The 21184-nt window shown below is 37.4% G+C and carries 20 protein-coding genes, 1 tRNA gene and 3 pseudogenes; 10 read left to right on the forward strand and 14 right to left on the reverse strand.

Annotated features, from left to right (window positions below; all coding sequences use genetic code 11):
* Positions 1-5: 5 nt before the first annotated feature.
* The 3 genes and pseudogenes from AC3G3F_RS02650 to AC3G3F_RS02660 all read left to right on the forward strand — a co-directional run.
* Positions 6-581: a transcriptional regulator gene (locus AC3G3F_RS02650; protein WP_053507701.1), complete on the forward strand. Its 576-nt coding sequence runs from the start codon at positions 6-8 to the stop codon at positions 579-581.
* Between the two features lie 116 nt (positions 582-697).
* Positions 698-773 (forward strand) — tRNA-Phe (locus AC3G3F_RS02655).
* A gap of 160 nt (positions 774-933) precedes the next feature.
* Positions 934-1813, forward strand: a pseudogene (locus tag AC3G3F_RS02660) (tyrosine-type recombinase/integrase); the annotation flags it as partial.
* A gap of 967 nt (positions 1814-2780) precedes the next feature.
* Here the strand turns inward: AC3G3F_RS02660 and AC3G3F_RS02665 are convergent.
* Together AC3G3F_RS02665 and AC3G3F_RS02670 are read right to left on the reverse strand one after the other, a co-directional pair.
* Positions 2781-3236: a hypothetical protein gene (locus AC3G3F_RS02665; RefSeq protein ID WP_488394385.1), complete on the reverse strand. Its 456-nt coding sequence runs from the start codon at positions 3234-3236 to the stop codon at positions 2781-2783.
* 30 nt (positions 3237-3266) lie between these two features.
* Positions 3267-3494, reverse strand: coding sequence for an ArsR/SmtB family transcription factor (locus AC3G3F_RS02670; RefSeq protein WP_488394387.1), 228 nt, complete (start codon positions 3492-3494; stop codon positions 3267-3269).
* An 86-nt stretch (positions 3495-3580) separates the two neighbouring features.
* Between AC3G3F_RS02670 and AC3G3F_RS02675 the strand changes: the two genes are divergently transcribed.
* From AC3G3F_RS02675 to AC3G3F_RS02695, 5 genes are read left to right on the forward strand one after another with little or no spacing between them, the layout of a single operon-like run.
* Positions 3581-4564 carry a sulfite exporter TauE/SafE family protein gene (locus tag AC3G3F_RS02675; RefSeq protein WP_226302618.1) on the forward strand — a complete coding sequence of 328 codons (984 nt, stop codon included), beginning with the start codon at positions 3581-3583 and terminating at the stop codon, positions 4562-4564.
* Positions 4561-5472 carry a DMT family transporter gene (locus AC3G3F_RS02680; RefSeq protein ID WP_053509793.1) on the forward strand — a complete coding sequence of 304 codons (912 nt, stop codon included), beginning with the start codon at positions 4561-4563 and terminating at the stop codon, positions 5470-5472. The genes AC3G3F_RS02675 and AC3G3F_RS02680 overlap by 4 nt, the downstream gene beginning before the upstream one ends.
* Positions 5459-6169, forward strand: coding sequence for a methyltransferase domain-containing protein (locus AC3G3F_RS02685; protein WP_079814376.1), 711 nt, complete (start codon positions 5459-5461; stop codon positions 6167-6169). Before AC3G3F_RS02680 ends, AC3G3F_RS02685 begins: the two co-directional genes overlap by 14 nt.
* On the forward strand, positions 6147-6884 hold the full coding sequence (locus AC3G3F_RS02690) for a class I SAM-dependent methyltransferase (RefSeq protein ID WP_220529818.1): 738 nt from the start codon (positions 6147-6149) through the stop codon (positions 6882-6884). The genes AC3G3F_RS02685 and AC3G3F_RS02690 overlap by 23 nt, the downstream gene beginning before the upstream one ends.
* A gap of 35 nt (positions 6885-6919) precedes the next feature.
* A complete protein-coding gene (locus AC3G3F_RS02695; RefSeq protein ID WP_488394390.1) occupies positions 6920-7657 on the forward strand; it encodes a hypothetical protein in 738 nt (245 codons plus the stop codon).
* Between the two features lie 494 nt (positions 7658-8151).
* Here the strand turns inward: AC3G3F_RS02695 and AC3G3F_RS02700 are convergent, their stop codons facing one another.
* The 6 genes and pseudogenes from AC3G3F_RS02700 to AC3G3F_RS02725 form a co-directional block, all read right to left on the reverse strand.
* Positions 8152-8700, reverse strand: a complete 549-nt coding sequence (locus AC3G3F_RS02700) for a hypothetical protein (RefSeq protein ID WP_220531291.1) — start codon at positions 8698-8700, stop codon at positions 8152-8154.
* 357 nt (positions 8701-9057) lie between these two features.
* Positions 9058-9345: a ubiquitination-like system serine protease family protein gene (locus AC3G3F_RS02705; RefSeq protein WP_072162019.1), complete on the reverse strand. Its 288-nt coding sequence runs from the start codon at positions 9343-9345 to the stop codon at positions 9058-9060.
* A 38-nt stretch (positions 9346-9383) separates the two neighbouring features.
* Positions 9384-10163: a ThiF family adenylyltransferase gene (locus AC3G3F_RS02710; protein WP_488394392.1), complete on the reverse strand. Its 780-nt coding sequence runs from the start codon at positions 10161-10163 to the stop codon at positions 9384-9386.
* Entirely contained in the window at positions 10164-10793 is a 630-nt protein-coding gene (locus tag AC3G3F_RS02715) for a Mov34/MPN/PAD-1 family protein (protein WP_223232410.1), read from the reverse strand.
* Positions 10793-11274: pseudogene (locus tag AC3G3F_RS02720) on the reverse strand (E2/UBC family protein). Before AC3G3F_RS02720 ends, AC3G3F_RS02715 begins: the two are co-directional and overlap by 1 nt.
* 84 nt (positions 11275-11358) lie before the next feature.
* Positions 11359-12551, reverse strand: a pseudogene (locus AC3G3F_RS02725) (IS4 family transposase).
* 720 nt (positions 12552-13271) lie between these two features.
* Here AC3G3F_RS02725 and AC3G3F_RS02730 point away from each other — a divergent pair.
* Positions 13272-14147 carry an AraC family transcriptional regulator gene (locus tag AC3G3F_RS02730; RefSeq protein WP_053509246.1) on the forward strand — a complete coding sequence of 292 codons (876 nt, stop codon included), beginning with the start codon at positions 13272-13274 and terminating at the stop codon, positions 14145-14147.
* Positions 14144-14431 (forward strand): transcriptional regulator RtsB, encoded by a 288-nt coding sequence (gene rtsB, locus AC3G3F_RS02735; protein WP_072158706.1) that lies wholly within the window; start codon positions 14144-14146, stop codon positions 14429-14431. The genes AC3G3F_RS02730 and rtsB overlap by 4 nt, the downstream gene beginning before the upstream one ends.
* Positions 14432-14753: 322 nt before the next feature.
* On the opposite strand, the gene AC3G3F_RS02740 is transcribed toward rtsB, so the two are convergent.
* The 6 genes from AC3G3F_RS02740 to AC3G3F_RS02765 are packed head-to-tail and all read right to left on the reverse strand — an operon-like array spanning position 14754 to position 21033.
* Positions 14754-16724: an ATP-binding cassette domain-containing protein gene (locus tag AC3G3F_RS02740; RefSeq protein ID WP_488394394.1), complete on the reverse strand. Its 1971-nt coding sequence runs from the start codon at positions 16722-16724 to the stop codon at positions 14754-14756.
* Positions 16721-17122 (reverse strand): hypothetical protein, encoded by a 402-nt coding sequence (locus AC3G3F_RS02745; protein WP_023249535.1) that lies wholly within the window; start codon positions 17120-17122, stop codon positions 16721-16723. Before AC3G3F_RS02745 ends, AC3G3F_RS02740 begins: the two co-directional genes overlap by 4 nt.
* Before the next feature lie 8 nt (positions 17123-17130).
* Complete coding sequence (locus AC3G3F_RS02750; RefSeq protein ID WP_223232409.1) at positions 17131-18324, reverse strand: beta-barrel domain-containing protein; 1194 nt, start codon at positions 18322-18324, stop codon at positions 17131-17133.
* Between the two features lie 43 nt (positions 18325-18367).
* Positions 18368-19585 carry a TolC family protein gene (locus tag AC3G3F_RS02755; protein ID WP_023249533.1) on the reverse strand — a complete coding sequence of 406 codons (1218 nt, stop codon included), beginning with the start codon at positions 19583-19585 and terminating at the stop codon, positions 18368-18370.
* The gene (locus tag AC3G3F_RS02760; RefSeq protein ID WP_488394396.1) at positions 19575-20582 is read right to left on the reverse strand and encodes a hypothetical protein; all 1008 of its coding nucleotides are present in this window, start codon (positions 20580-20582) and stop codon (positions 19575-19577) included. Before AC3G3F_RS02760 ends, AC3G3F_RS02755 begins: the two co-directional genes overlap by 11 nt.
* A 4-nt stretch (positions 20583-20586) precedes the next feature.
* The gene (locus AC3G3F_RS02765; RefSeq protein ID WP_001271664.1) at positions 20587-21033 is read right to left on the reverse strand and encodes a hypothetical protein; all 447 of its coding nucleotides are present in this window, start codon (positions 21031-21033) and stop codon (positions 20587-20589) included.
* Positions 21034-21184: the final 151 nt, after the last annotated feature.

Genomic DNA, 21184 nt, shown 5'->3' on the forward strand with positions numbered 1-21184 from the left:
ATACCGTGCAACGTGAAGATATTCTGGGAGAAGCCCTGAAATTACTGGAGACGCAAGGGATAGCCAATACTACGCTGGAAATGGTGGCGGAGCGCGTAAATCAACCACTCGACACATTACAGCGTTTCTGGCCAGATAAAGAAGCCATTTTGTATGACGCGCTACGTTATCTTAGTCAGCAGGTAGATATCTGGCGACGCCAGCTTCTTCTTGATGAGACCCTTTCTGCTGAACAAAAGCTGCTGGCACGCTACAGCGCGCTCTCGGAATGTGTCAGTAATAACCGTTATCCTGGTTGCCTGTTCATTGCCGCCTGCACGTTTTATCCCGATCCAGCCCATCCTATTCATCAACTGGCCGATCAACAAAAACGCGCGGCACATGATTTTACCCATGAGCTACTGACCACGCTGGAAATTGACGATCCAGCGATGGTCGCAAGGCAGATGGAGCTGGTGCTGGAAGGTTGTCTCAGTCGAATGCTGGTCAACCGCAGTCAGGCTGATGTAGATACCGCTCAGCGGTTGGCGGAAGATATTCTGCGTTTTGCACAGTGCCGCCAGGGTGGCGCGCTAACCTGACGGAGTACTGATTTTACGCATTTTGCCTGAAAAGCAGACAACCAACGCGCTTTTATCACTTTTTTCGTGTAAAGCCGTTGACGACCGCGCCCCTTTACGGTTTAATGCGCCCCGTTGCCCGGATAGCTCAGTCGGTAGAGCAGGGGATTGAAAATCCCCGTGTCCTTGGTTCGATTCCGAGTCCGGGCACCACTATTCTGTTTTTATGCTTCTCAGGATGTCTCTATAAGTATTTAGATTCAGAGAATTAGCGTAAAAAATGTCTCAGTGCGTATCTGTTTATCTGTACGCATCCGACAAAATTTGGGGTCAGATTGCGGGTCATTCAGTTCGATAAACTGAGTGACTCATTATGTTAACTGATTCCCACATCCGCACTGCAAAATCCCTTGAAAAATCCTACAAGCTGACTGATACATACGGTCTGTACCTGATGGTTTCTACCACCGGTTCACGCTTATGGTATTTCCGTTACCGCTTTGCTGGTAAAGAGTTCCATCTGGCGTTTGGCACTTACCCTCAGGTGACACTGGTCAAAGCCCGCCAAAAACGTGATGCGGCAAGAAAGCTGCTGGCATCTGATATAAGCCCCTCTCAGCTTCGCAAAACCGGAAAATCCCCCGTTGACGAGTCCCGGACCTTTAAATTCATCGCCACCGAATGGCACACGGATAACCTTGTTCGCTGGTCAGAAGGTCATGCGGACAAAATCCTGATATGCCTTAAGCGCTATGTCTTTCCTGATATTGGTGCAATGGATATCACCAGGATTGAAACCCTGCATCTGGCCGAGCCAGTCAAAGCTATCGATGATAAGGGCGTGCATGATGTCGCCGGACGGGTACGCCAGCATCTGACCAAAATCATGCATCATGCCGTACAGCGCGGTCTTATCCGCTATAATCCGGCCTTTGACCTGGATGGCGTCGTGACCCCGGTTGTGATCCAACATCACCCCGCCCTGCCCCTGAAACGCCTGCCGGAGCTGCTGGACAAGATCAATGGCTACAAGGGGCGGGAGCTGACCCGTCTGGCGCTGGAGCTTAATCTGCACGTCTTTTTGCGTTCCAGCGAACTGCGTCTGGCCCGCTGGGATGAGTTCAACCTCAAAGCCCGTATCTGGACAGTACCCGCGCAACGCGAGGCGGTGAAAGGAGTGCGGTTCAAAGATGAAAGATGAGCATCTGGTGCCGCTGTCTTCTCAGGCCGTTACCCTGCTGGAGCAGATGCAGGTATACGGTCACGCGGCAACAAGGCCTGCTGTCTTTGCAGGCCGCAGCCCGTCAGGTAAAAGGCGCTGAATGTCAGCAGATGCAGATGAGCCGGAATATCTCGGCGTGAAGGAGCGTTAACCAGCAAGCTGGCGCAGTTAAAAGGATAAGTGTGAAATTTGACCTCTGTCGCAGTTGCCTGCGAGCCGGTGTTTGCGGAGGTATTCACCGGTAGGGGCTGCCATCCTGAGTTCCTCAGGCGCTTCTTTCAGGCCATGAAGCATTTTGTGCTGGGAAAAAGTCTATCCTGCAAGCGATAGTAAAGAAAGAAGAAACTATTTTTAGCCTTAAAAAATTATCGAAGGTTATTCCAATAAGACAACATCGCTAAGCGATACCGATTCCAGCTTTTTAGATTATGACCTTTCTTCTGGTATTTATAATCTTCTATCCTCAAGCAGAAGTAACAACATCTGCATCAGATAAAAGGTAAATACATCAAATTATTCGGATAGAATGTTTTGATGTATCCATCGTCAAATATAGTCATCAACGGCAGTTAATTTTTTAAATAAAAATATCCCACGACAGTCTGAACTGACAGATAACCCAGTAGTTACGGAGTGCTCCAGCAGTTATAACAAATAATCGAGAACGCAATAAAATTATTCACAAATGATAGCCACTCTTAGAACACTGAAAATTATTATTTTTTGGTAATATATATCCAACCTATTCTTTTACCTAACTGAAAATTAATTTACACAGAAGTCAAAACTGCCATTTCATTATCTATAATATCTAATCGACGGGCTGTAGATAGATAATAGCATTGTATTTAGCTAATATATTTCACAGTGTTTCTAGTATATAGATAACGTGATTTTTATATGCCATGATAACGATAAAATAAGGAAGTATATCATATTATGCCATGGTAATAATAACCTAATAAATAAGATAACAATATTTCCAACATTTCAATTCTCTATTCATGTGGTTCCAACAGCCCACCGATCTCTAACGCCTGTTGAAGAAACCGCAAACCTGAAGTGGTGATGGTTAAAGTTCGATATTCATCAGCCTTTGTTATATATCGCCTATCAAGCATACACCGAAGCAATATAGACCCTAATTCGCCTGACAAGTGGTAGCTCTGTTCGCTCCAGTCCATGCAAGGAATTACCAACGCTCTTCGGGATGGGGGAACAGAACGGATATCAATGTCCAGTTCCTTTATAAACCATTGATAGCCTTTTTCGCTAATTTCTAGGTGATCTCGTTCAGTAATCAAGATCTGTTGTTTCGACAAGCTTTCAAAAATAGATACACCAACATGCCCAGCAATGTGATCATAGCATGTCCGTGCATAACATAGTTTTTTGAATCCTGCAGGCTTACGCCGCTGTTGAAGAGCAAGATCAGTATAAGTTGCTGCCATCATTGACTCAATAGCCTGCGCAACAAGTTGGTTTTATAAGCGATAGTACCTATTTCGTCCAACCTTCTCAAAAGTAACAACTTTGAAATATAACAATTTCGATAAGTGATTACTTGTTGATTGCGCAGATAACCCCGATAGGTAAGCCAATTCTGATGCAGTCAAATGATTGCTATCCATCAGTGAAGAAAGCATCTTTGCTCTGCCTGGATTGGCTAGTAAGTATGCAAGTCGGCTAAAGTTAGGTAAGGAATCGTCCATAGCAATGATAGTTCATCGTGTAATGAAACATCTCCAAAAGTGAAGAGCCATAATACAACTACATTTGATTCACATGGCATAATTTAATGTTTTTGTATTCTTACTTACAAAAAAATACACTTTTAGTTTATAGAACACTTATTTTGATCATATGGGGAGGGTTAATAGTCTTTACCACTGGAGTACAAGGGATAATTAATAATTATATATTATCTTTATCAATGATGTTTGGAGCATTTATAGGTAGTGCAACTCCTGTTGGAGGTGGGGTGATCGCATTTCCAGTGCTTTCTTTCATCAAACATGCTCCTTCATCAGAAGCAGCGACCTTCTGCCTTGCTATGCAGGCTTTTGGTATGACGGCAGCATCTCTAACCATTTATAAGAATAAAATTAAAGTCAATAGTTTTCTTATAATTTATAGCACAGTTATTGCTACTCTAGGATATTTAGTAGGCCTAGCATATATTCAAAATCCATTTTCATCAGTAAGTCTAAAAATATTCTTCTCTTCATTCTGGTTGACATTCGGCATTGCTATATATCTTCTACGTCGAAAAAACAAAGTAATGCTGACGATGAGAAACAAAGGGGAAATGGCATCATCAAAAATGTTAACCCTAGGAATAATTAGCTTTATTGGTGGGGTAATTACATCTTGGATAGGAAATGGCATAGATGTGATGTTTTTTTGTGCTTTGATATTAATTTTTTCCGAATCAGAATCTATCGCTACGGCCTCAGCCGTCGTCGTTATGTCTTTAATATCTATTTTATCAACCATTATAAATTTCAGTACGGGTAACTATAGTACACATACACTAGAATATCTAAGTGCAACGATCCCAATTGTCATATTTTTTGCCCCTCTAGGCATAATGTACGCGACAAAAAGAGGTGATTTATTTATCCGCAAATTACTACTGCTTATAGTAACAATACAATATTTAGTTGTAGCATCGACATATTTCCATATCATTAACAACTTAATCATTTCGGTCTGTGTTATTTTAATATCAGCATTATTTCTTTTACTCATAAACAAATTATTCAAAGGAAAAAATAAATGAGCAATAATCATAATACAGGTTTTCTACCTAAAGTAATATTAGCCACCATATGTATGGGATCATCATTTCCCACAGGGAAATACCTTATAGCAAATGAGCACATGCCCCCTTTCTTAATGGGAGGATGGCGATTTTTAGCGGCTGGGTTACTTATGTTAATTAGTGCTACCATATTAAAAGGATACAGACAGGTAGTCCCAACATATAAGCAATCAATTGTAGGAGGAATTATTCTTACTGGTATAATTGGATGTTTGCAAACAACAGGAACGATGGGTTTTTTGAACCTTGCATTACAAAGTGTCTCATCTTCAATGTCTTCAATCATACTTTTTACTAACCCACTATGGTTATCATTATTAGCTCACTTCCTACTGAAAGATAAATTAAATAAAAGAAAAATAATTTCACTCATAATAGGAATTTCTGGTGTCATTTTCTGCCTTGGATTGAGTACCATGCAAGGGGGGATAGGACTAATTTATGCTTTTTTGGGTTCATTATGCTGGTCAATATGCACAATAATAACAAAAAGATTTATCTTTGACAAAAGTAGCTGGGTATTAACTGGCTGGCAGTTATTCTGGGGGGCAATATTTATGCTACTCACTGCATACATAAGACATGAAGAATATAATATAGGATCGCTCCAATTGTGGGGATGGGTATGGTTTATTTGGTTAATCATTCCTGCAAGTATCGGATCCTTTGGGCTTTGGTTCTCTGCATTACGCCAGGGAGGAGCAACTCTGACAAGTGGTTTTCTATTCTTAGTACCTCTTTTCTCTGTGATTTTTTCTGTTTTGGCGTTACACGATGGGCTCTCTACTCATCTAATACTTGGTGGAGGACTTATTGTCCTTTCATTATATCTTTTAAATAAAGGGGATAAAGATGAAATTAGGTAATGAAATTGCCTTAGAAAGTGGTAAACAATGGACTTTCGATAATAATGTAGCTCCTTATTTTGATAGTCATGTGCAGCAATCTGTTCCAGTTTATCTTGAAGGCCATGAACTAATTTGTTTCATTAGTGATTTCTTTGTTAGAGATAACGCTATTATATATGAAGTTGGTTCATCGACAGGAGCGTTGATTAATAAAATTTTTGACCGGCACCATATGAAAAATAATGTTCGGTTCATTGGCATCGAACCTGTAAAAAGTATGGTTGAACAAGCAAAAAAACAATCAAAGGGAAAGCATATTGAATACATTAATGAATGTATAGAAGTAGTGGAACTAGAACCGTGTAATCTTATCGTATCATATTATTGCGTACAGTTTATAGAAATGGGAAATAGAGAATATATATTCCATAAATTCTATGAAAAATTACAGCCGGGTGGAGCTCTGATTATTTTCGAGAAAGAAATAATTAATGATTCAAAAATTAATGAAATTGTTGAGTCTTGCTATCTTAAATTCAAATTAAAACAAGGATTTTCTATTGATGAAGTTCTCTCGAAAAAATTTAGCTTAGAAGGTGTAATGAACACTAACACTGAAAATCAAAACATACGTCTATTGATGAATGCTGGGTTTACCCAGTTTGAGACAATCATGAAATACGGAGAATTCCATGGATACCTTTGTATCAAATAGTTTAGTCAATGAGAATGAAACTAAATGGGAGGATTTGCATAAGAAATCTTCATTAAAAGAAACTAGAACTACACCTAGTTATGCTATACGCAGAATATTTTCTGAACGAAATATGATAGAAACGAGTGGAACATGTTCCAATACAAATACTCTTGAAATAGGTTGTGGTTTTGGTCGAAACCTTCTATATCTTTTAGAGAATAAATTTTCTGGAAAATATGTAGGAATAGATCAAACAGATATTTCGATATCGAAAACCTCTTCATTATTAAATAACTATATCAATCACGGGATTGTGAAAATTTTCAAAGAAAATGCAGGCGAACAACTTCCATTCTCAGATGAAAGTTTTGACTGTGTATTTGACATTATGTCCGCTATTACATTTATACCAGATGAAGATTTAAGACTGAGATATTTCGATAATATCTGTCGGTTATTAAAACCTGGTGGCATATATTTTTTCTTATGTGTCAGAACGGAAGGTTTTTTTAAGGATAAAATATTAGACCCTAATCTTGGCGATGAAAGCTTGTTTAAACGGAAATTCGATAATATGATCGAGAAATCGTATACAAGCGATGAATTGGAAAGATACTTACATAAATTATCTCTAAAAAAACTAGATGTGGTGTCAGAACACATTAGGGCTTTTGGAGATGAAAATTTCGAGAGAGAAAATGGATTCTGGTTTGGTTGTTTTATGAAAGGTTAATAGGGCATACTTTACCAAGAATAATGAATCGTAGCATGAACAAAAAACATGGTTTCAATGAGCCATCCATCGATCTTAATTTAGCCCCTCAATTTCCGACAGGTAAATATGCAGACCATATTAATTTTGGAAGGAGCAATCTGATCAAGGCCTTGGAAAACAAATCTGACATGTCATATTTCATTATGACTTATGATGCATACTCCTCTTTCGACAAGGAAAATAAAAATCCTGAACTATTGGAGGCTCGACGGCATTACTCATGCAGTATCATTATCTTATTTGATTTCGAAAAATCATTTAATTTCAATGAGATAGAAAATACTAACATGGAAAAGATAGAGTTATTATTTTCAGAATTCATATCACTAATTTATAATATTCTTGATCAAGGATATTATGTAGGTGCTGTTATTAATAATCCAATCTTATTCAAGTATTTTCAACCATTTCTGATTTGGGGAATTTTACCTTATAGCTCAACAGAATCTCAGGTACATAGAGAATTTATATCCGCATTAAACCTTCCTGTTGGTTTTGAATGCCAATCATTGGGAAAAACACAATTAGCTATAAATGGAATTATTTCAGCATCATCCCCGCATAATTTCATAGGAGTAGATTACAATGGAAGAATAAGTCAAATAATATCTAAAGGCAATCCACACTGTTATCTTGTCATCAAGGACTATAATACATCAACAGAAGTTAACTACAATACTGGGATACAATATTTCGATGGTAGTAGCAGAATTATAGATGTGGCTATATAGATTTAAATAAGTATCCTCAATATATTTGAGGATACTTATCTAATCAGAAAAAATGGAATGTTTCTATATTAACAGACTCAATATTCTGATATCGTTCAAAACAGCATGCATAAATTACAAGTCGGCACCTATCGGTACTACAGCAGGAGTACTCATCGGGGAACAGGTGGATAGCTGTAACATTTGATGAGTGTTACTACATGTATTAATTTATATCTACTTCTAGTAAGTTATCCTAGATAACACCAGGAAAAATATTAGATTATTCAACGACACTCTATGTTACATAATTATTAAGGTAAATACTTACAGCCATTTTCCAAGTTATTAAACTTTCACACTCTATGATTTTAACAAAATAATTTTTTTAATTTTCATAATCAGGGAAGTACACAATTTTATCCATATTACATTCTGAGCTTGATAAATTAATTGAAGGGATAGCTGAAGGTTCAATTAATTGAGCAGCCATCCAGTCATGCTGAAAGCTACCGTCACGAAAAAAAATATCCTTCCCTTTTTTTTAATGGGATTATGAATTTTTTGGTGCCGGCATTAAGATTGACTGTATATGTAACCTTAATTGCTGAGTTTTCACCGTAAAGATCTGATAGCTTCTTATTTAAAATATCTACATAATAGTTCTCGGCGATTGTAAATGGCATATGAGGAGCCGTTTCGTGAAGAAAAAGGCTTTCTAATTCTTTCCTTGGGAACCATTCCAGGAGGCCCTTAAATCTAATTGCCAGAGCGACCCCAATCCACTTGGTTTGACCGGGCTCAATTGTTACAGGCCCACGATTACTATTTGGATCATTAGAAAGTAAGCAGGCTTCACGCCCATATGCTCCGGTTGTTGATATATCATGACTACGTATAACCTCTACTTTTGCTGAGGTGAATATAATTGGGTTGCTACTATAGTTTCTGAGCTCCAAGATAATGAACGCATCATTGGCCATATCTGTTTTAAACTTTAAACCCGGTCTGGCTGGAAGTAACCTTGATTGAATTACCGCCAAATTATATTCATCTTTAGGCATGATTATATTTTTGATATAAATAAAAAATCCGCACTACCTTTTAAGCTAAAGATAAAACCAGGACAAAAAATTATTGCTGCCCCTATGGCCATTAATGTTCTTTTTATATTCACGATATGCACCTAGATTTTTCATTTTATCAATTAGATATCTACTTTTTTGAAGAATGAGCTACGTATCGATTTGTTCTTTTATAAAATGGAACATGATCAGTGATAGTCACAATAAAAGACTTTTTCAGGCTACCAATCATTATCTATGTGGCTATCTGGAATTTCTCATTGTCAGAGTATGGAACCGAACTGGGTTTGATTGTCCCTAGATGAAAAATCCACATATGCAACCAATTTATATCTTTCAAACCCACTCAATTTTTCCATTTCGCAGCCAAAAATGTGATTTACAGCCTTTTTGTAACAAAACTGAAGGATGAAACGTTGGAATGTTTTTTTGATCAACATGGATCGACCAATTAGGTTTAGCTTCTTTTAGGAGTAACAATTCAATCCACTTGCCACACCCACATGGGCAGAAAAATGCTACTGCCCAGTCTTCATTATTTTCCCTGGCTAAGATCAAATTACGCTTAGGGAGTTTGAGTGGAGGGGTATCCCCCTCTACCACAATAACCCGTCGGCGAGGCATTAGAGATTCTTTCAGTTTTAAAAACCAACGGGGCCAACTTATTTAGATATCTCCTTGTTGCTAAAACACGGCATTCCCATAAGCGGCTCTATTAATCCTCGACCAAAATGAGGATTATGTGCACGCTCAAAGTCTGATTCGTTCATGAAATCTTCTTCATTAGCAGCAAGTGAGAAAATCGATCGAGTTCGTTTGCTATTTGAGTCATGACGGAATGGATATTTACGGGCAATAAACTCCATCACGCAATCGCTGGCAGCACGCATGTTAAGCGTTATTACTGAAGGAGCCTCATCAGCAATACCTTTGATATACCCCTCGGCAATTTGCTCATCGAGCTCATCGGAGGCGACTTTTTGAAGGTATTCTCTGTGTAATGTTTCTGGGGTATATACACCACGGTCTGCCAGTGTGCTTCCTCCAGGTTTCACATAGTCTAAGCGCCCACATACATCCCCAATTGTTACCCCACTTTCTGTTTCTCGAGTAGGTATAGTAACTGCAACATCAAACAGTGGTTGCAAGAAGGCAGTAGCAACGCGATCGCACATTTGTCGGCCTTCAAAGCTGTCTACGCAGCAGAACAATACATCAGCCATACCAGCTAAAGTTATGGCCTCACGAGTTGACAGGCTGGCTTTAATCGCTATTACTTCAATATCGTCGCGATATGTAGTTAGTGCATCAGCAATACTGGCGACCTTTGTTACGCTATTACGTGCATCTTCTATCGTTGAATTGACAATACGATTGAGGTTTTTAAATTCAATTTCATCAAAATCGATTAGGATGAGTCGCCCAATGCCGAGACGTGCCAATTACTCAACGATGATTGATCCTGTACCTGACACACCTACAATACAGGCAGTGAAGGACTTCAGGTCTTTCCCCATTTGAGCTGAAAAAGCCATTGGATGCGGTTGTAAACTATCGAATTCAGTCATTTTCCATTGAATGAGGTTATCACCAGCACAATGTACAGCGTTAACGGGAATAATATCCAGTCGGCGATTATAAAATCGTGCACGAATTGCTCCGTCAGGAGTCATAATTGCAGAACCATGAAGAGTGTCTAACGACTCATTGGCTTCAAATAATGCAGGTAAAACTTCACGGTCACTGTCGTCATCCATATCTGAAAATACTAATGTGCCTCCTGGATGCGAGTGCACTAATACTATTGATAGATTGTTTGTTTCAGCAGCATCAATCGCATTTTCAATATAGGTCCCTGGCCAACTAATAAAGTCGTTTGTTCTTGTGCGGCACTCAGAATAATCTACCAATAAAATATCTTTGACTAAATAGCGAGATGCCGAACTTTGCGAACATAGAAGTATAGCAGCGGCTTCAAGGCCAACGCCGGGAAAAAGATGTTTATGTAGCATGTTGTGATGATTTTCACTTAGAGCCAGCCTGAAGTAAGAGTCGTGATTTACAGTGTTCATTATTCCACCTCTCGCAGAAGTGATTCTTCTACTACAGCCAAATGAGTCGTCACACTATCCGTCAGTGGATTCCATCTCGTAGTTCCATTCAGATGGCGGCGCCAGCGCTGATAGCTATTGCCGAGAATATTTGCCTGGCATTGTGACTAATACTTTTCCCATTGGCTAGTGTAAGCGCAGGGTATACGTAGAACATGTCTAACTGAGCATCTGGATAAGTTGTAGGAATTTCGACTGCCAAATCGATTTGCGCGTGGTTGTCCCCCTCAGGAAGGGGGTAGCCATGAATGATAAGCCAGCGGCGGGCAGCTACAACGCGAGTTTCCCATTCAAAGTTCTGCTGACATAGGTAGACAGTATCTTTCTCAAGTAAGGCGAAATCCCGGGGAAAATTTACTGGCAGCTCGCCATTATTGATTTCTGCAGGAATAAGGTGAAGTTTTTCAATACCTGGTTTTCGCAGATCGATAACATCATCCATACCAATAACCTGCTTTGGTTCCCCTTTAACCTTGAGAACTAAAATCCAACCCTTATCGGCTGAGAGATCCCCACAAAACCAGTGCTAATAAACCAGCACCATACTTCGGTAGGTTCTGGCGAGATGATGAAGAACGACGTCTAATGCTGTTCGCTTCAAAATTAGCGGAGAGTGTCGCAGGACATTCTCCGCTAATGTCAGATATGAGATAACACGCCGTGATTTAATGCTGTTGGCCTGGTATCTCAGATGTAATCCTGTGTTTTCAGCATGATATCCTATAAGCCACAGCACGATTGTGCTCAGTGTCGCCAGAAGGCTCAGGACTGACAGCCGCCCGGCAGAACGACTGTAACTGGCCCGCAGGCCGAATCCGAAGCGTTCACTTTTCTCATCACGGGAATTCTGCTCTATTTGCATTCTTCTGCTATATAACTTCATGATTTCTCGCGGCTTAAACTCTTCTGTGCTGGTAAATATCAGCCAGGGCTCTTTCGCTGAGGCCTGTTTTTCCTTTTCTGTCGTTGGGCTGGATAATCGCCCTCTGGAACGCTGGTTTTTACGTCCTCTGGTTTCCCTTTTATGAAGATAAAAATGGCCTGAACACCGGGCATATTCCGCCCGGACAAGCCATCCTGCTCCCGGATATTCCGGGCTTGCTTTACCCCGAACATCCGTTATTTTCAGCCATCTTTCGTCATCATGCAGCAGACAGAATTGAACCGTTCCCCTTATGCGGCCAATAAAGTCCCACCCCAGTGATTTTATGTGCCGAAACCATGCACTCTGAAACCCCGCATCTGTAATAAGTATGACTTTTGCTTTGGGATTTACGCACCGGTGAAGTTCATCGAGAAATTCTTTTTGTATCAGCGAATTATTTTGCTTTGCTGAAGGTACAAGCCGACTAAGCAGAGGGATTGAACGCCCATCACAGATAAGACTGGCACGAAGGATGTGATATTCCTGGACGGGTAACCGCTCCAGTCGACAGCGATAACACACCAGGAAAACTGGCGAGTAAGGAGTGATGTAATATTACGGAATATCAACGGGATATCCTCATGCAAAGAGGTATTACCTGACAGGCGGTCAACGCGTTTTATCCTGTTTTTGACTTGTGCTGAACCAGGAAGGTAGCGACCGATGCTTGTCAGAGTAAGTGATGCACCACGGGTCAAAGCCACGGTAGCATCAAGAAGAGCATTCTGACGATATTGATGAAACGGGCTCAGAGCGCCACGGAAAAATTTCTGGCATAATGTTCGGGCAGGCATAGAGGTGATCTCATTGAATTTGTTAGCGCAATCAGTAGATCACAAAACTCTATGCCTGTCTTTTTTTCTGGGGATTCCTCAGCCTTTCGGGGCCAGCGTAGCAAAAGCGCATTCAATACTCCCCGCCCCCAAAGCTCGCTACATTATGCAATCCAGTAAAAGCATAAACCTAACGGATACGCACAGTAAAAAAACCTAATAGCGCGCTACACGATTGTTCACGAAGCCAGCCATTCAACACAATCCTTCCCATCCCCGCAAACTCCCGGATATCTCTACGCCCTCTGCCCATCGCAATATATCTTTACCGCTTTGTATGCCCTTTCCCAATCGAGATCGTTAATATTTACAACTCAGAGAAAACTTATCTCAAATTAACACCAGATCCCGTACCTCATGCTAACCGTTCCCATGAAATTAAAGAGATCAACTCTAAAAATCAAGTGTGATTATTACTTACTTCAAATTTTAAAGAGATGACTTTATAATAATATGAGCCAATTCTTGTAAATTTTCATCTTTTTTTTATACGCGACATACTTTTTTAACGATATTATAATATATAACAATAGAATATAAAATACCATTTTCAATAGAAAATGAAAAGATCAAAGCCTGAAACTTTAAGATAGCCAACACACATAATTATATTCATCAGTTCTCTTTTATATTTGTTAGCATAAATTTTAATTTACACACATTTAATAAAAGGTAGTTATCATGCTAAAAGAGTTTAATTCCTCACCTATCCCGGTGGGGAACATTGAATATTTACAATCAGCACAAAATTGGCAGCGGAAGTCCTTATCTCTTCAGGGGTTAAATTTACTGCAGTCCGTGCTCATCAAGCTCACCACAGGTAAAATTTCAATTACGTCATCGTCCGGAGAGTATATTACAACAACAGGACCAATGTTAATATTTTTGGCTAAAGAGCAAACTATTCATATCACCCTGGAAGAGACCAATGAAAAGTTAAATTATAATTTAATTGAATTAGATTCAGCATCAATCAAAAATGCTTATAACTTTTTTCTGTATGAACATGCAGAGTTTTCGGCCCCCCCGACAAAACCGACAACAAAGCATTTATTAGCGCCAATAGAAACAGGAGTGGCAAGAGTATTCAACCTCTTACACTCTTCAAATAAAAACCAGAAGTTGCCACAAGATAAAAGAGAATATTTAATAAGATTTCTACTTTCAGAGTTCATCTATGAACCTGAAGCATTTTATCTCTTTAGAGAACTATCGCAAAATTCAGTAGCCGAAAATATTTATAATATTATTATAAGTGACATAAGTCGAAAATGGACACTCAAGGATATTTCTGATTCACTTTATATGAGTTGCTCCACATTAAAAAGGAAACTAAAACAAGAGAACACCTCATTCAGCGAGGTTTACCTTAATGCGCGAATGAATAAAGCGGCAAAGCTTCTACGCAATAGTGAGTATAATGTTACTCGTGTGGCGTATATGTGTGGCTATGATAGTGCTTCTTATTTTACATGTGTTTTTAAAAAACATTTTAAAACAACGCCATCAGAATTCCTATCTTTTTTGTCTTCCTCTCAATATCAATTTGTCAACTGAGATATATAGCAATGCAGTATAAGAATAAGTTAAAGCATATTAACATAAAAAATGGCATCCTCTTACTCGCTGAAAAGTTTAATTTAACGTTGAGCGAAAAAAAGGTTATTTATTATATCGCAGCAGGGTTATCGGTAAAAAGCTGTTCAAACTTATTAGATCGAAACATCAAGACCATTTCAACCCAAAAAAGATCAGCTTATAGAAAAATGGCTATCACTACTGATGTGGAACTAATTCATTTAATGTTAACTGAGTTTTCTATTTCATTAGAGATAACTTGATTTGATCATAAAATTCAGAAATACCATGATTAAAATAGACTAACAGTAAAGTACTGGTCACATAGTAACGTTCTATTGGAGGTGCAGTCATGTCAGTAATCTTACAGTTTCAGATATTATGATTTCACTACAATAGTTATTTATAATATAGGTTTTTTCGTGACATCAATAGATTCATCGAGCCAGAAAATGATCAAATAGTTTTATAAGCGGTAATATTCATATCACCGCTTTACATTTACATATTGTATATAATCTGGCTTAAATCGCCACTACCAAAAACACTACCGTTTTAATCCCATACATACTAACCTAAACCTTTTCATCCATTCAGTTTCATTTTCGGAATACTTATCGTTGTATTACAACTTACAGTTCTTAAATGTTCATGTGAGAGTTCAATCTTTCGAGTAAATAACCTTTGTAGTGATATATCATGGGTCGCAAAAATGACAATACTATCTGAGTAAAGATGTTTTATTCTTTCCAGAAAATCTAAAGCGTCAGTGGTTGAAAGATAAGATGTCGATTCATCCAAGAACACCATCTCCGGTTTTTTAAATAATGCGAGACATAATAAAATTTTCTGTTTTTCCCCATTGGAAAGGTTTAGCTCATCAACAAATTTTTCGTCTACGTTTTCTTTCGAAAGAATAAGATTTCTACAGCATAAAGTTAATATCTCTATGATATCACTATCATCCACAACACCATATATCATGAAATTTTCACGAAGCGAGCCCTTTATAAAAGAGCTGTTTGTAGAGTGATAAGCGATACAGCTCTGTATATACTCTTCAGAAATGTGTGTTATATCAACATTATTTAGCTTAACTGACCCTGTATAGCAATTAATAGAGTTTGACAGTGCTTTAATTAAAGATGATTTACCCGCTCCTGATGCACCAACAATGCCAATAAAATCTCCAGGAACAGCCGTAAATGAGAGCGGTTCGATCAGTTTTCGTTCGGCAAACGAAATAGATAATTTTTCAACTGATAGTTGTTGAATCCGTGATATATATATACCGCTATGCGATACAAATGTATCTTTATCTTTTAATAGCTCGCTTAAACTATTCATGATGTGAAACGAATGTAATCGTGATAAATATAACTTATTAACGCCCCCAACTAAAGCCCCTGAGAGCCGAGAGTTGATAATCATAATGGCAATAATAGAGGCTGTCGTCAAACTACCATTGACGACAGCAAAATAGGATGAAATAAACATCACAATCATAGAAACAAAAGAGTTAGCCTTTATCATTTCAGCCCAATGATGATTTTCAATATTCATTTCCATTTTGGTATATTCGTCACGATTAGTTTTATCCATCAATAGCTTTTCAAAAAAGGTGCTGCGTAGAAACTTCAACTCTTTTCTTTTTTCTTCTAATGATATTAATGTAGACATTTTTTCATAACTGACGCTATTTGTTTGCAACGTTTTTTTATATGCAGAAAAACGGATATGAACACAAAGAAAAGCTAACGCTATATAATAGATAAACAAGGGGAAAGCATACCCCCCCATCATTACAAAAAGACATATAATAAACAAAAATGTTAATGAGAAATCTACTGAGATTAAAGGATAAGATTCCCAAAATGATGCTACAGAAGATTCAATAGTACGTATCTTTACTGCCGCATTTCTGCAGTTTGAAATTTTTAAAGCATATAAAAAAAAAGCATTGCATTTTATATTGTTACTTTTAATCTGAGAAGACGCTTTGTCATAAATAATGCTTTTTAAAATAAGCTCAAAGATAACAAAAATTATAAATATTCCGGTAACAAAGAAAACAGAATGATAAGAATCACTGTAAATCAAACGAGTATTAAACAAGTTTGAATAAAGTGGCGTCATCAAGGCAAAGAAAATCAAACCAAGAGCAAAATAACTCGCCCCAGGTGTCATCTTTTTGATAGCATCGAAAACATCCACATCATTTATATTTTTTAATTCTTTTGACAAGTAAAATATTCGTTTACTAAGTAAGTCGTCCTGTGTGACGATATCTGTAGATGTTAAATTAATTAGCTTATTTTTTTCTTTTTGTATAATTAAAAAATAAGATTCAGTCCACTCTACTATAAATGTTTTTGGTAGATGAGTATAATCGTAAGAATTATCAGTGGTTATTTTATAGTCAAAGAAGTGATTATTTACATAATCATTAAAGTTCTGTAATACATCACACATATCTTTGCTTTTATTTTTAAAAACAAAATCAATGTCTTCAACAAGACAATATTTCCTAATAATTTCAAAAAAGTTACTATTCATTTTTTCACTTCTTCTACAATGCAATTATTTTTTTTAGTTTCATAGATCGGTTGTTCTACAATAATTTCTTTATCTCCTAAGGCTGATTTGGCAACGATATAATTATAAGTGGTGTATTTTTTGGCCACCTCAAGACTTAAATTATTACCATATGTACAATATAGTCTGACTGCAGCATCAGATGAACGTAACGGCAAGAGATCCTTGACTGACAAAGAAAATCCTTTACCCATGACAACGTCAGTCTGATCTTTATTATCAGCTTCATAGGTTAGATTTGCCGAATCAAGCTTATTGTCTTTCGTTATAGCTACAGATAGCAAATTAGCTAATAATACAGACAGTAATAATATCATTACTGCCACAGCGGAAGATAATGCAGAAACAAATCCAAGCATAGTTTACGTTACCATACATTAAATACAATATTATCGCCGACTAACGCTGTAATGTAATTTAACAGAGTCACTTTCTTACTTAGCGCATATACATTAACCTGGACACCCTCTAACTCAGGAGGGACTATAATTTTATCATCTGGCTTTATTTCAACTTTGTAATAACGTTCAGCACCATTTTTTTCATCATCTGAGAACGAATCAGCACTTATCCTCGTAATTTCACCTGAGAGTGTTTTTTTATAGCCAGGTGAATTCACAGTAATTTTTGCCGTTGTGCCCATAAAGATAAAAGGCCTGTATTTTGCTAAAATACGAGCATCAATGACTTTACTTTCATTACTTTTCTTTATTGTCATTACTGGCTGTGAGTTTTCAACATAAGAACCCTTCTCAAAGCTACGTTCAATACTTAATATTATGCCATTCGTCGGTGATAAAACACTATTAGCCTTAATTTTATTTCTTAGTAGTTCCAATTGTCCCCGATTTTCAAGACGTTCTCTACGTAACTGTTCCAGTTGTTCAGCATTGTTATTGAGTTGCTCAAGGACGCTACTACGAAACCTATTGTTTGCCAGCTTAATGTCATTTTGTAATGAGAGTAAACTGATCTCCCCTGTAGTTATTTGAGATATAATTTGACTTATTTCAGTTTTATTATTTATTATCTCTATTTCTGGCGCACGGGCCGATTTAAGTAAATTTCCTTTCCTTTTCAAAAGAAGCAATCGATCGTGAAGATCGTTTTTTTCTTCAATCATCTTCTCCTCTCTGAGCTTTAAATTCTTTTCTTCATTTCTTAAAGAAAAATACTCATTCAAAAGCTTATAAGCACTAAGTTCCTGACTGAAGAAATCTTTATTTTCCGTACTAAACTCACTTTCCTCGGATATTTCTCCAGCCAGGAGTATTTTAAGCAATCGCTGATCCTCTTCCAGGCTAACGATCCGTCTGTCTGCAAATAATACTAACTCATTAAGTGTTTTTTCCTGGTGAAAGACATCAAGGTTCGTATACGAAAAAAGTATATCTCCGATATTAACCTTTGAGCCAGTTCTTAAATCAAATTTATTAATAAATCCTGAATCAGGACTGACTATTACTAGTTTATCTGAAGCACCGGTTATCACGCCAGTACCAGGAGAGACAATATCAATTTTCGCCACACAAATATAAACAATCAAAGCAGCAACGGTCATAAAGACCGCTAACATCTTTCGCGATAGTAGGTTATTGTTCATATCACAAACTTAACAGTTCGCCAGATACCTGTAGCAAAGATATCTTGTTGATAGCATCACTAATTTTCATTTCAACCATTTTCCGCTCTAATGCAAAATAGTCGTATTGCGTGTTTAACATTTCATAATAAGATGATTGTGAGATATTATATTCTCTTTTCTGATTAGCTAAAATCACTTCTGTAGTTCTGCTTTGCTCTTCTAATCCTTTAAGTTCCTTTTGATTAGAATTTATCGTCAGTTGTAATGATTTCATTTTTGCCAACAATTCTTTATATTTAAAATCCATCCTTGTCTTTAATACCTGATATGATTTTATACCGGTTTGACTAGCAATCTTTTTATCATAATCAAATAGGTTTACCGAAACCTGAATGCCCCCCCATGAATCTTTATCAATCCTTTGACTATTATTATATCTTTCCTCTGCGACCAGACTAACCTGAACTAATGAATCTTGCTGCCAGGCGTTAAATTTTGCAGCATTAGCCTGTTCGTTCAATAATTTATAATCAATATTATTATAAATTTCTTTCTCATTAATATTATAGCCGTTAATTTTATTAATTATACTATCGGGTAAGTTAACACCCCGCTCAGGAAAAGCAATGCCGGTAGCTAATTCTATATTAGACTTAAGTAGTTCAATCTCTTTATTAATACTCTCTGACTCAGTCTTTATTTTCTGGATCAAAAGGCGAGCCTGCTCAACATCGCTTGCTTTAGCGATACCAGATAGATATCGCCCCTCAATTTGACGGTATAAATCAATGGCTGTCTGTTCTAATTTAGTCGCCTTTACCTCAAGATTATTATAATATTTTATACCAATTAAATTCTCTACCAGTGACTTATACAAGCTTTCTTTTTCCTTCAGAAGCGACAGTTCAGCACTATGAATTCGACTATTCTTCTCTTTAAAACGGTCAACAATAGTTGTACTAAAAATCAAAGAGCTAGCAGTTATTTTTGAATCAGTTATGTCACCGCGAGAGGCATCTGATTTATACTTGCTTTCTGCGGAAACTTTAGGCATAAAATAGAGGTCAGTTTGTTTCGCACGTAACAATTCTGATTCAAGCTCCAGGGCCTTAGCCTTGATCATATCTGATTCTTTATACATCTCATTAATAAAATCTGCATAGTGTAAAGTGTCCTGACCAGCCAAAGCTAATGGGCTAAAAAACAGGCACCCCATGATGATAAAATTAGTTTTCATTAGTCAGCACCTCTACAATCTGCTTCATTTTTTTCTTAAACTTATACTGTTCATGGAAATAACTTTCCTGCTTGTCAATAATGACTTTAAGCTGTTCAGTCTTCTTATTTTCCATTTCCTCGTTAAACTCAGAGTTTTTCTTCATTAATGCCAGCAATGCGTTAACACCAACATTTAAATCCATTAAATGCTCATTACCAGCAATAATTTTTTCACTCGCTACCATATTGCTTTGATTAACATCCATTAGCGATGCATTAATACTAACAAGCGCATTATCACTTACCTCAGCAAATGCTTTTGTTACTTTTTCAATATTTTTCACAGTGGTATTTATTTGCAATAAATTCTCAGCCATAGTATTGCTGTTTACCACTAATAACTCTGAAAGGTCTGTATTCTCTGGAATATAAACTAGTTTATTTGCGATATTAGTATTAATTTCTTCCAGTAGCGTTATTCTGTTGAGTAAAGCGTGGAGCTCGTTTTCTGAAGGTACTTTCTCTGGGTTTTTTCCAGCATTATTCTCCGTCTCGTAATAAAATTCCCAAAAATTTAGGCTTACCAAAAGTAATACTGATACCGTAACACCTAATATAGATGTCAGGAACGCAAATGACATTGCTGTCAGTGCCGATGAAATGGATGAAATCATTGCCCCCATTTTTGCTGCAAGATCGCCTTCTCCCCCCAGAGAACCGGAAATGGCCGAAACCATGTCGGTTAATCCCATAAAGGTACCAATCAGGCCTAAGGAGACGGCCACTGAAGCCGCGAGTTTAGTTTGCGTTGCCAGTAAAGCGTAGTATTTCCTTGCCTTTAATCGGAATACCCAATGCGTTAAAAAAAGGAGCAGCGGTAATATAAATAATACTCCACATGCATACGTAATTTGCGGTGCCAGAAAAGCGGCCTGATTGACCATATTTTTAATGGCAGGAAATAATAAGTAGCATACCGCTGTTAATATATAAAAAACCAGACCCAGAAAATACATTTATTTAATTACTCCAGTAAATACAAGATAGACTTTTTTCACATGCAGACGAATCCCCTTCTTTGAACTCCACTTCTATATCAGAAGGTAATTTTAAGTCTGTATAAATCTTCAATAAATTAAACGTGTTTTTTGCTTTATGGTTTTCTACAGATTTAGATACTGCGCCATAGAGCGTGATTTTCTTTTTCCCGGAGTCAACTAAGTGCTTGCGGGTTTGATAAAGATCAGACGATGAAAGTGAAACAGCGCCACTATAGTAAATGGTATTTTTACTAAGATTAGTAAATGAGTCTCTGAACTTTAATGCTCCACCATCAGATGTCACAATTGAATCAGTGCTTGAGAGTATGAATACTGTAGAAACAAGTATCAGAATACAAAGCGCTCCGCTTAGCCCATCAACCATTGGCGCCAGTTCTTCATCACTATTATTTTCTTCTGCACTCATAGCTTTTTCTTGATATTGTTGGACATGATTTAATTATAATTAATAAGTACTATTCAGACATATAAGCATAGGCCTGACATATTATAACTTTAGACCATTGGCATATTGCTTGATTTATTTCGAACTGGCAGGAATGTAAAATTAAACTTCG

Source organism: Salmonella sp. FC25216 (assembly GCF_057751355.1).

Excerpts from the sequence above, each read along its gene's own strand:
- AC3G3F_RS02665 (WP_488394385.1), bottom strand. The coding sequence starts at position 3,236 with ATGATGGCAGCAACTTATACTGATCTTGCTCTTCAACAGCGGCGTAAG.
- AC3G3F_RS02670 (WP_488394387.1), bottom strand. The coding sequence starts at position 3,494 with ATGGACGATTCCTTACCTAACTTTAGCCGACTTGCATACTTACTAGCC.
- AC3G3F_RS02675 (WP_226302618.1), top strand. The coding sequence starts at position 3,581 with ATGTTTTTGTATTCTTACTTACAAAAAAATACACTTTTAGTTTATAGA.
- AC3G3F_RS02680 (WP_053509793.1), top strand. The coding sequence starts at position 4,561 with ATGAGCAATAATCATAATACAGGTTTTCTACCTAAAGTAATATTAGCC.
- AC3G3F_RS02685 (WP_079814376.1), top strand. The coding sequence starts at position 5,459 with ATGAAATTAGGTAATGAAATTGCCTTAGAAAGTGGTAAACAATGGACT.
- AC3G3F_RS02690 (WP_220529818.1), top strand. The coding sequence starts at position 6,147 with ATGGATACCTTTGTATCAAATAGTTTAGTCAATGAGAATGAAACTAAA.
- AC3G3F_RS02695 (WP_488394390.1), top strand. The coding sequence starts at position 6,920 with ATGAACAAAAAACATGGTTTCAATGAGCCATCCATCGATCTTAATTTA.
- AC3G3F_RS02700 (WP_220531291.1), bottom strand. The coding sequence starts at position 8,700 with ATGCCTAAAGATGAATATAATTTGGCGGTAATTCAATCAAGGTTACTT.
- AC3G3F_RS02705 (WP_072162019.1), bottom strand. The coding sequence starts at position 9,345 with ATGCCTCGCCGACGGGTTATTGTGGTAGAGGGGGATACCCCTCCACTC.
- AC3G3F_RS02715 (WP_223232410.1), bottom strand. The coding sequence starts at position 10,793 with ATGAACACTGTAAATCACGACTCTTACTTCAGGCTGGCTCTAAGTGAA.
- AC3G3F_RS02730 (WP_053509246.1), top strand. The coding sequence starts at position 13,272 with ATGCTAAAAGAGTTTAATTCCTCACCTATCCCGGTGGGGAACATTGAA.
- AC3G3F_RS02740 (WP_488394394.1), bottom strand. The coding sequence starts at position 16,724 with ATGAATAGTAACTTTTTTGAAATTATTAGGAAATATTGTCTTGTTGAA.
- AC3G3F_RS02745 (WP_023249535.1), bottom strand. The coding sequence starts at position 17,122 with ATGCTTGGATTTGTTTCTGCATTATCTTCCGCTGTGGCAGTAATGATA.
- AC3G3F_RS02750 (WP_223232409.1), bottom strand. The coding sequence starts at position 18,324 with ATGACCGTTGCTGCTTTGATTGTTTATATTTGTGTGGCGAAAATTGAT.
- AC3G3F_RS02755 (WP_023249533.1), bottom strand. The coding sequence starts at position 19,585 with ATGAAAACTAATTTTATCATCATGGGGTGCCTGTTTTTTAGCCCATTA.
- AC3G3F_RS02760 (WP_488394396.1), bottom strand. The coding sequence starts at position 20,582 with ATGTATTTTCTGGGTCTGGTTTTTTATATATTAACAGCGGTATGCTAC.
- AC3G3F_RS02765 (WP_001271664.1), bottom strand. The coding sequence starts at position 21,033 with ATGAGTGCAGAAGAAAATAATAGTGATGAAGAACTGGCGCCAATGGTT.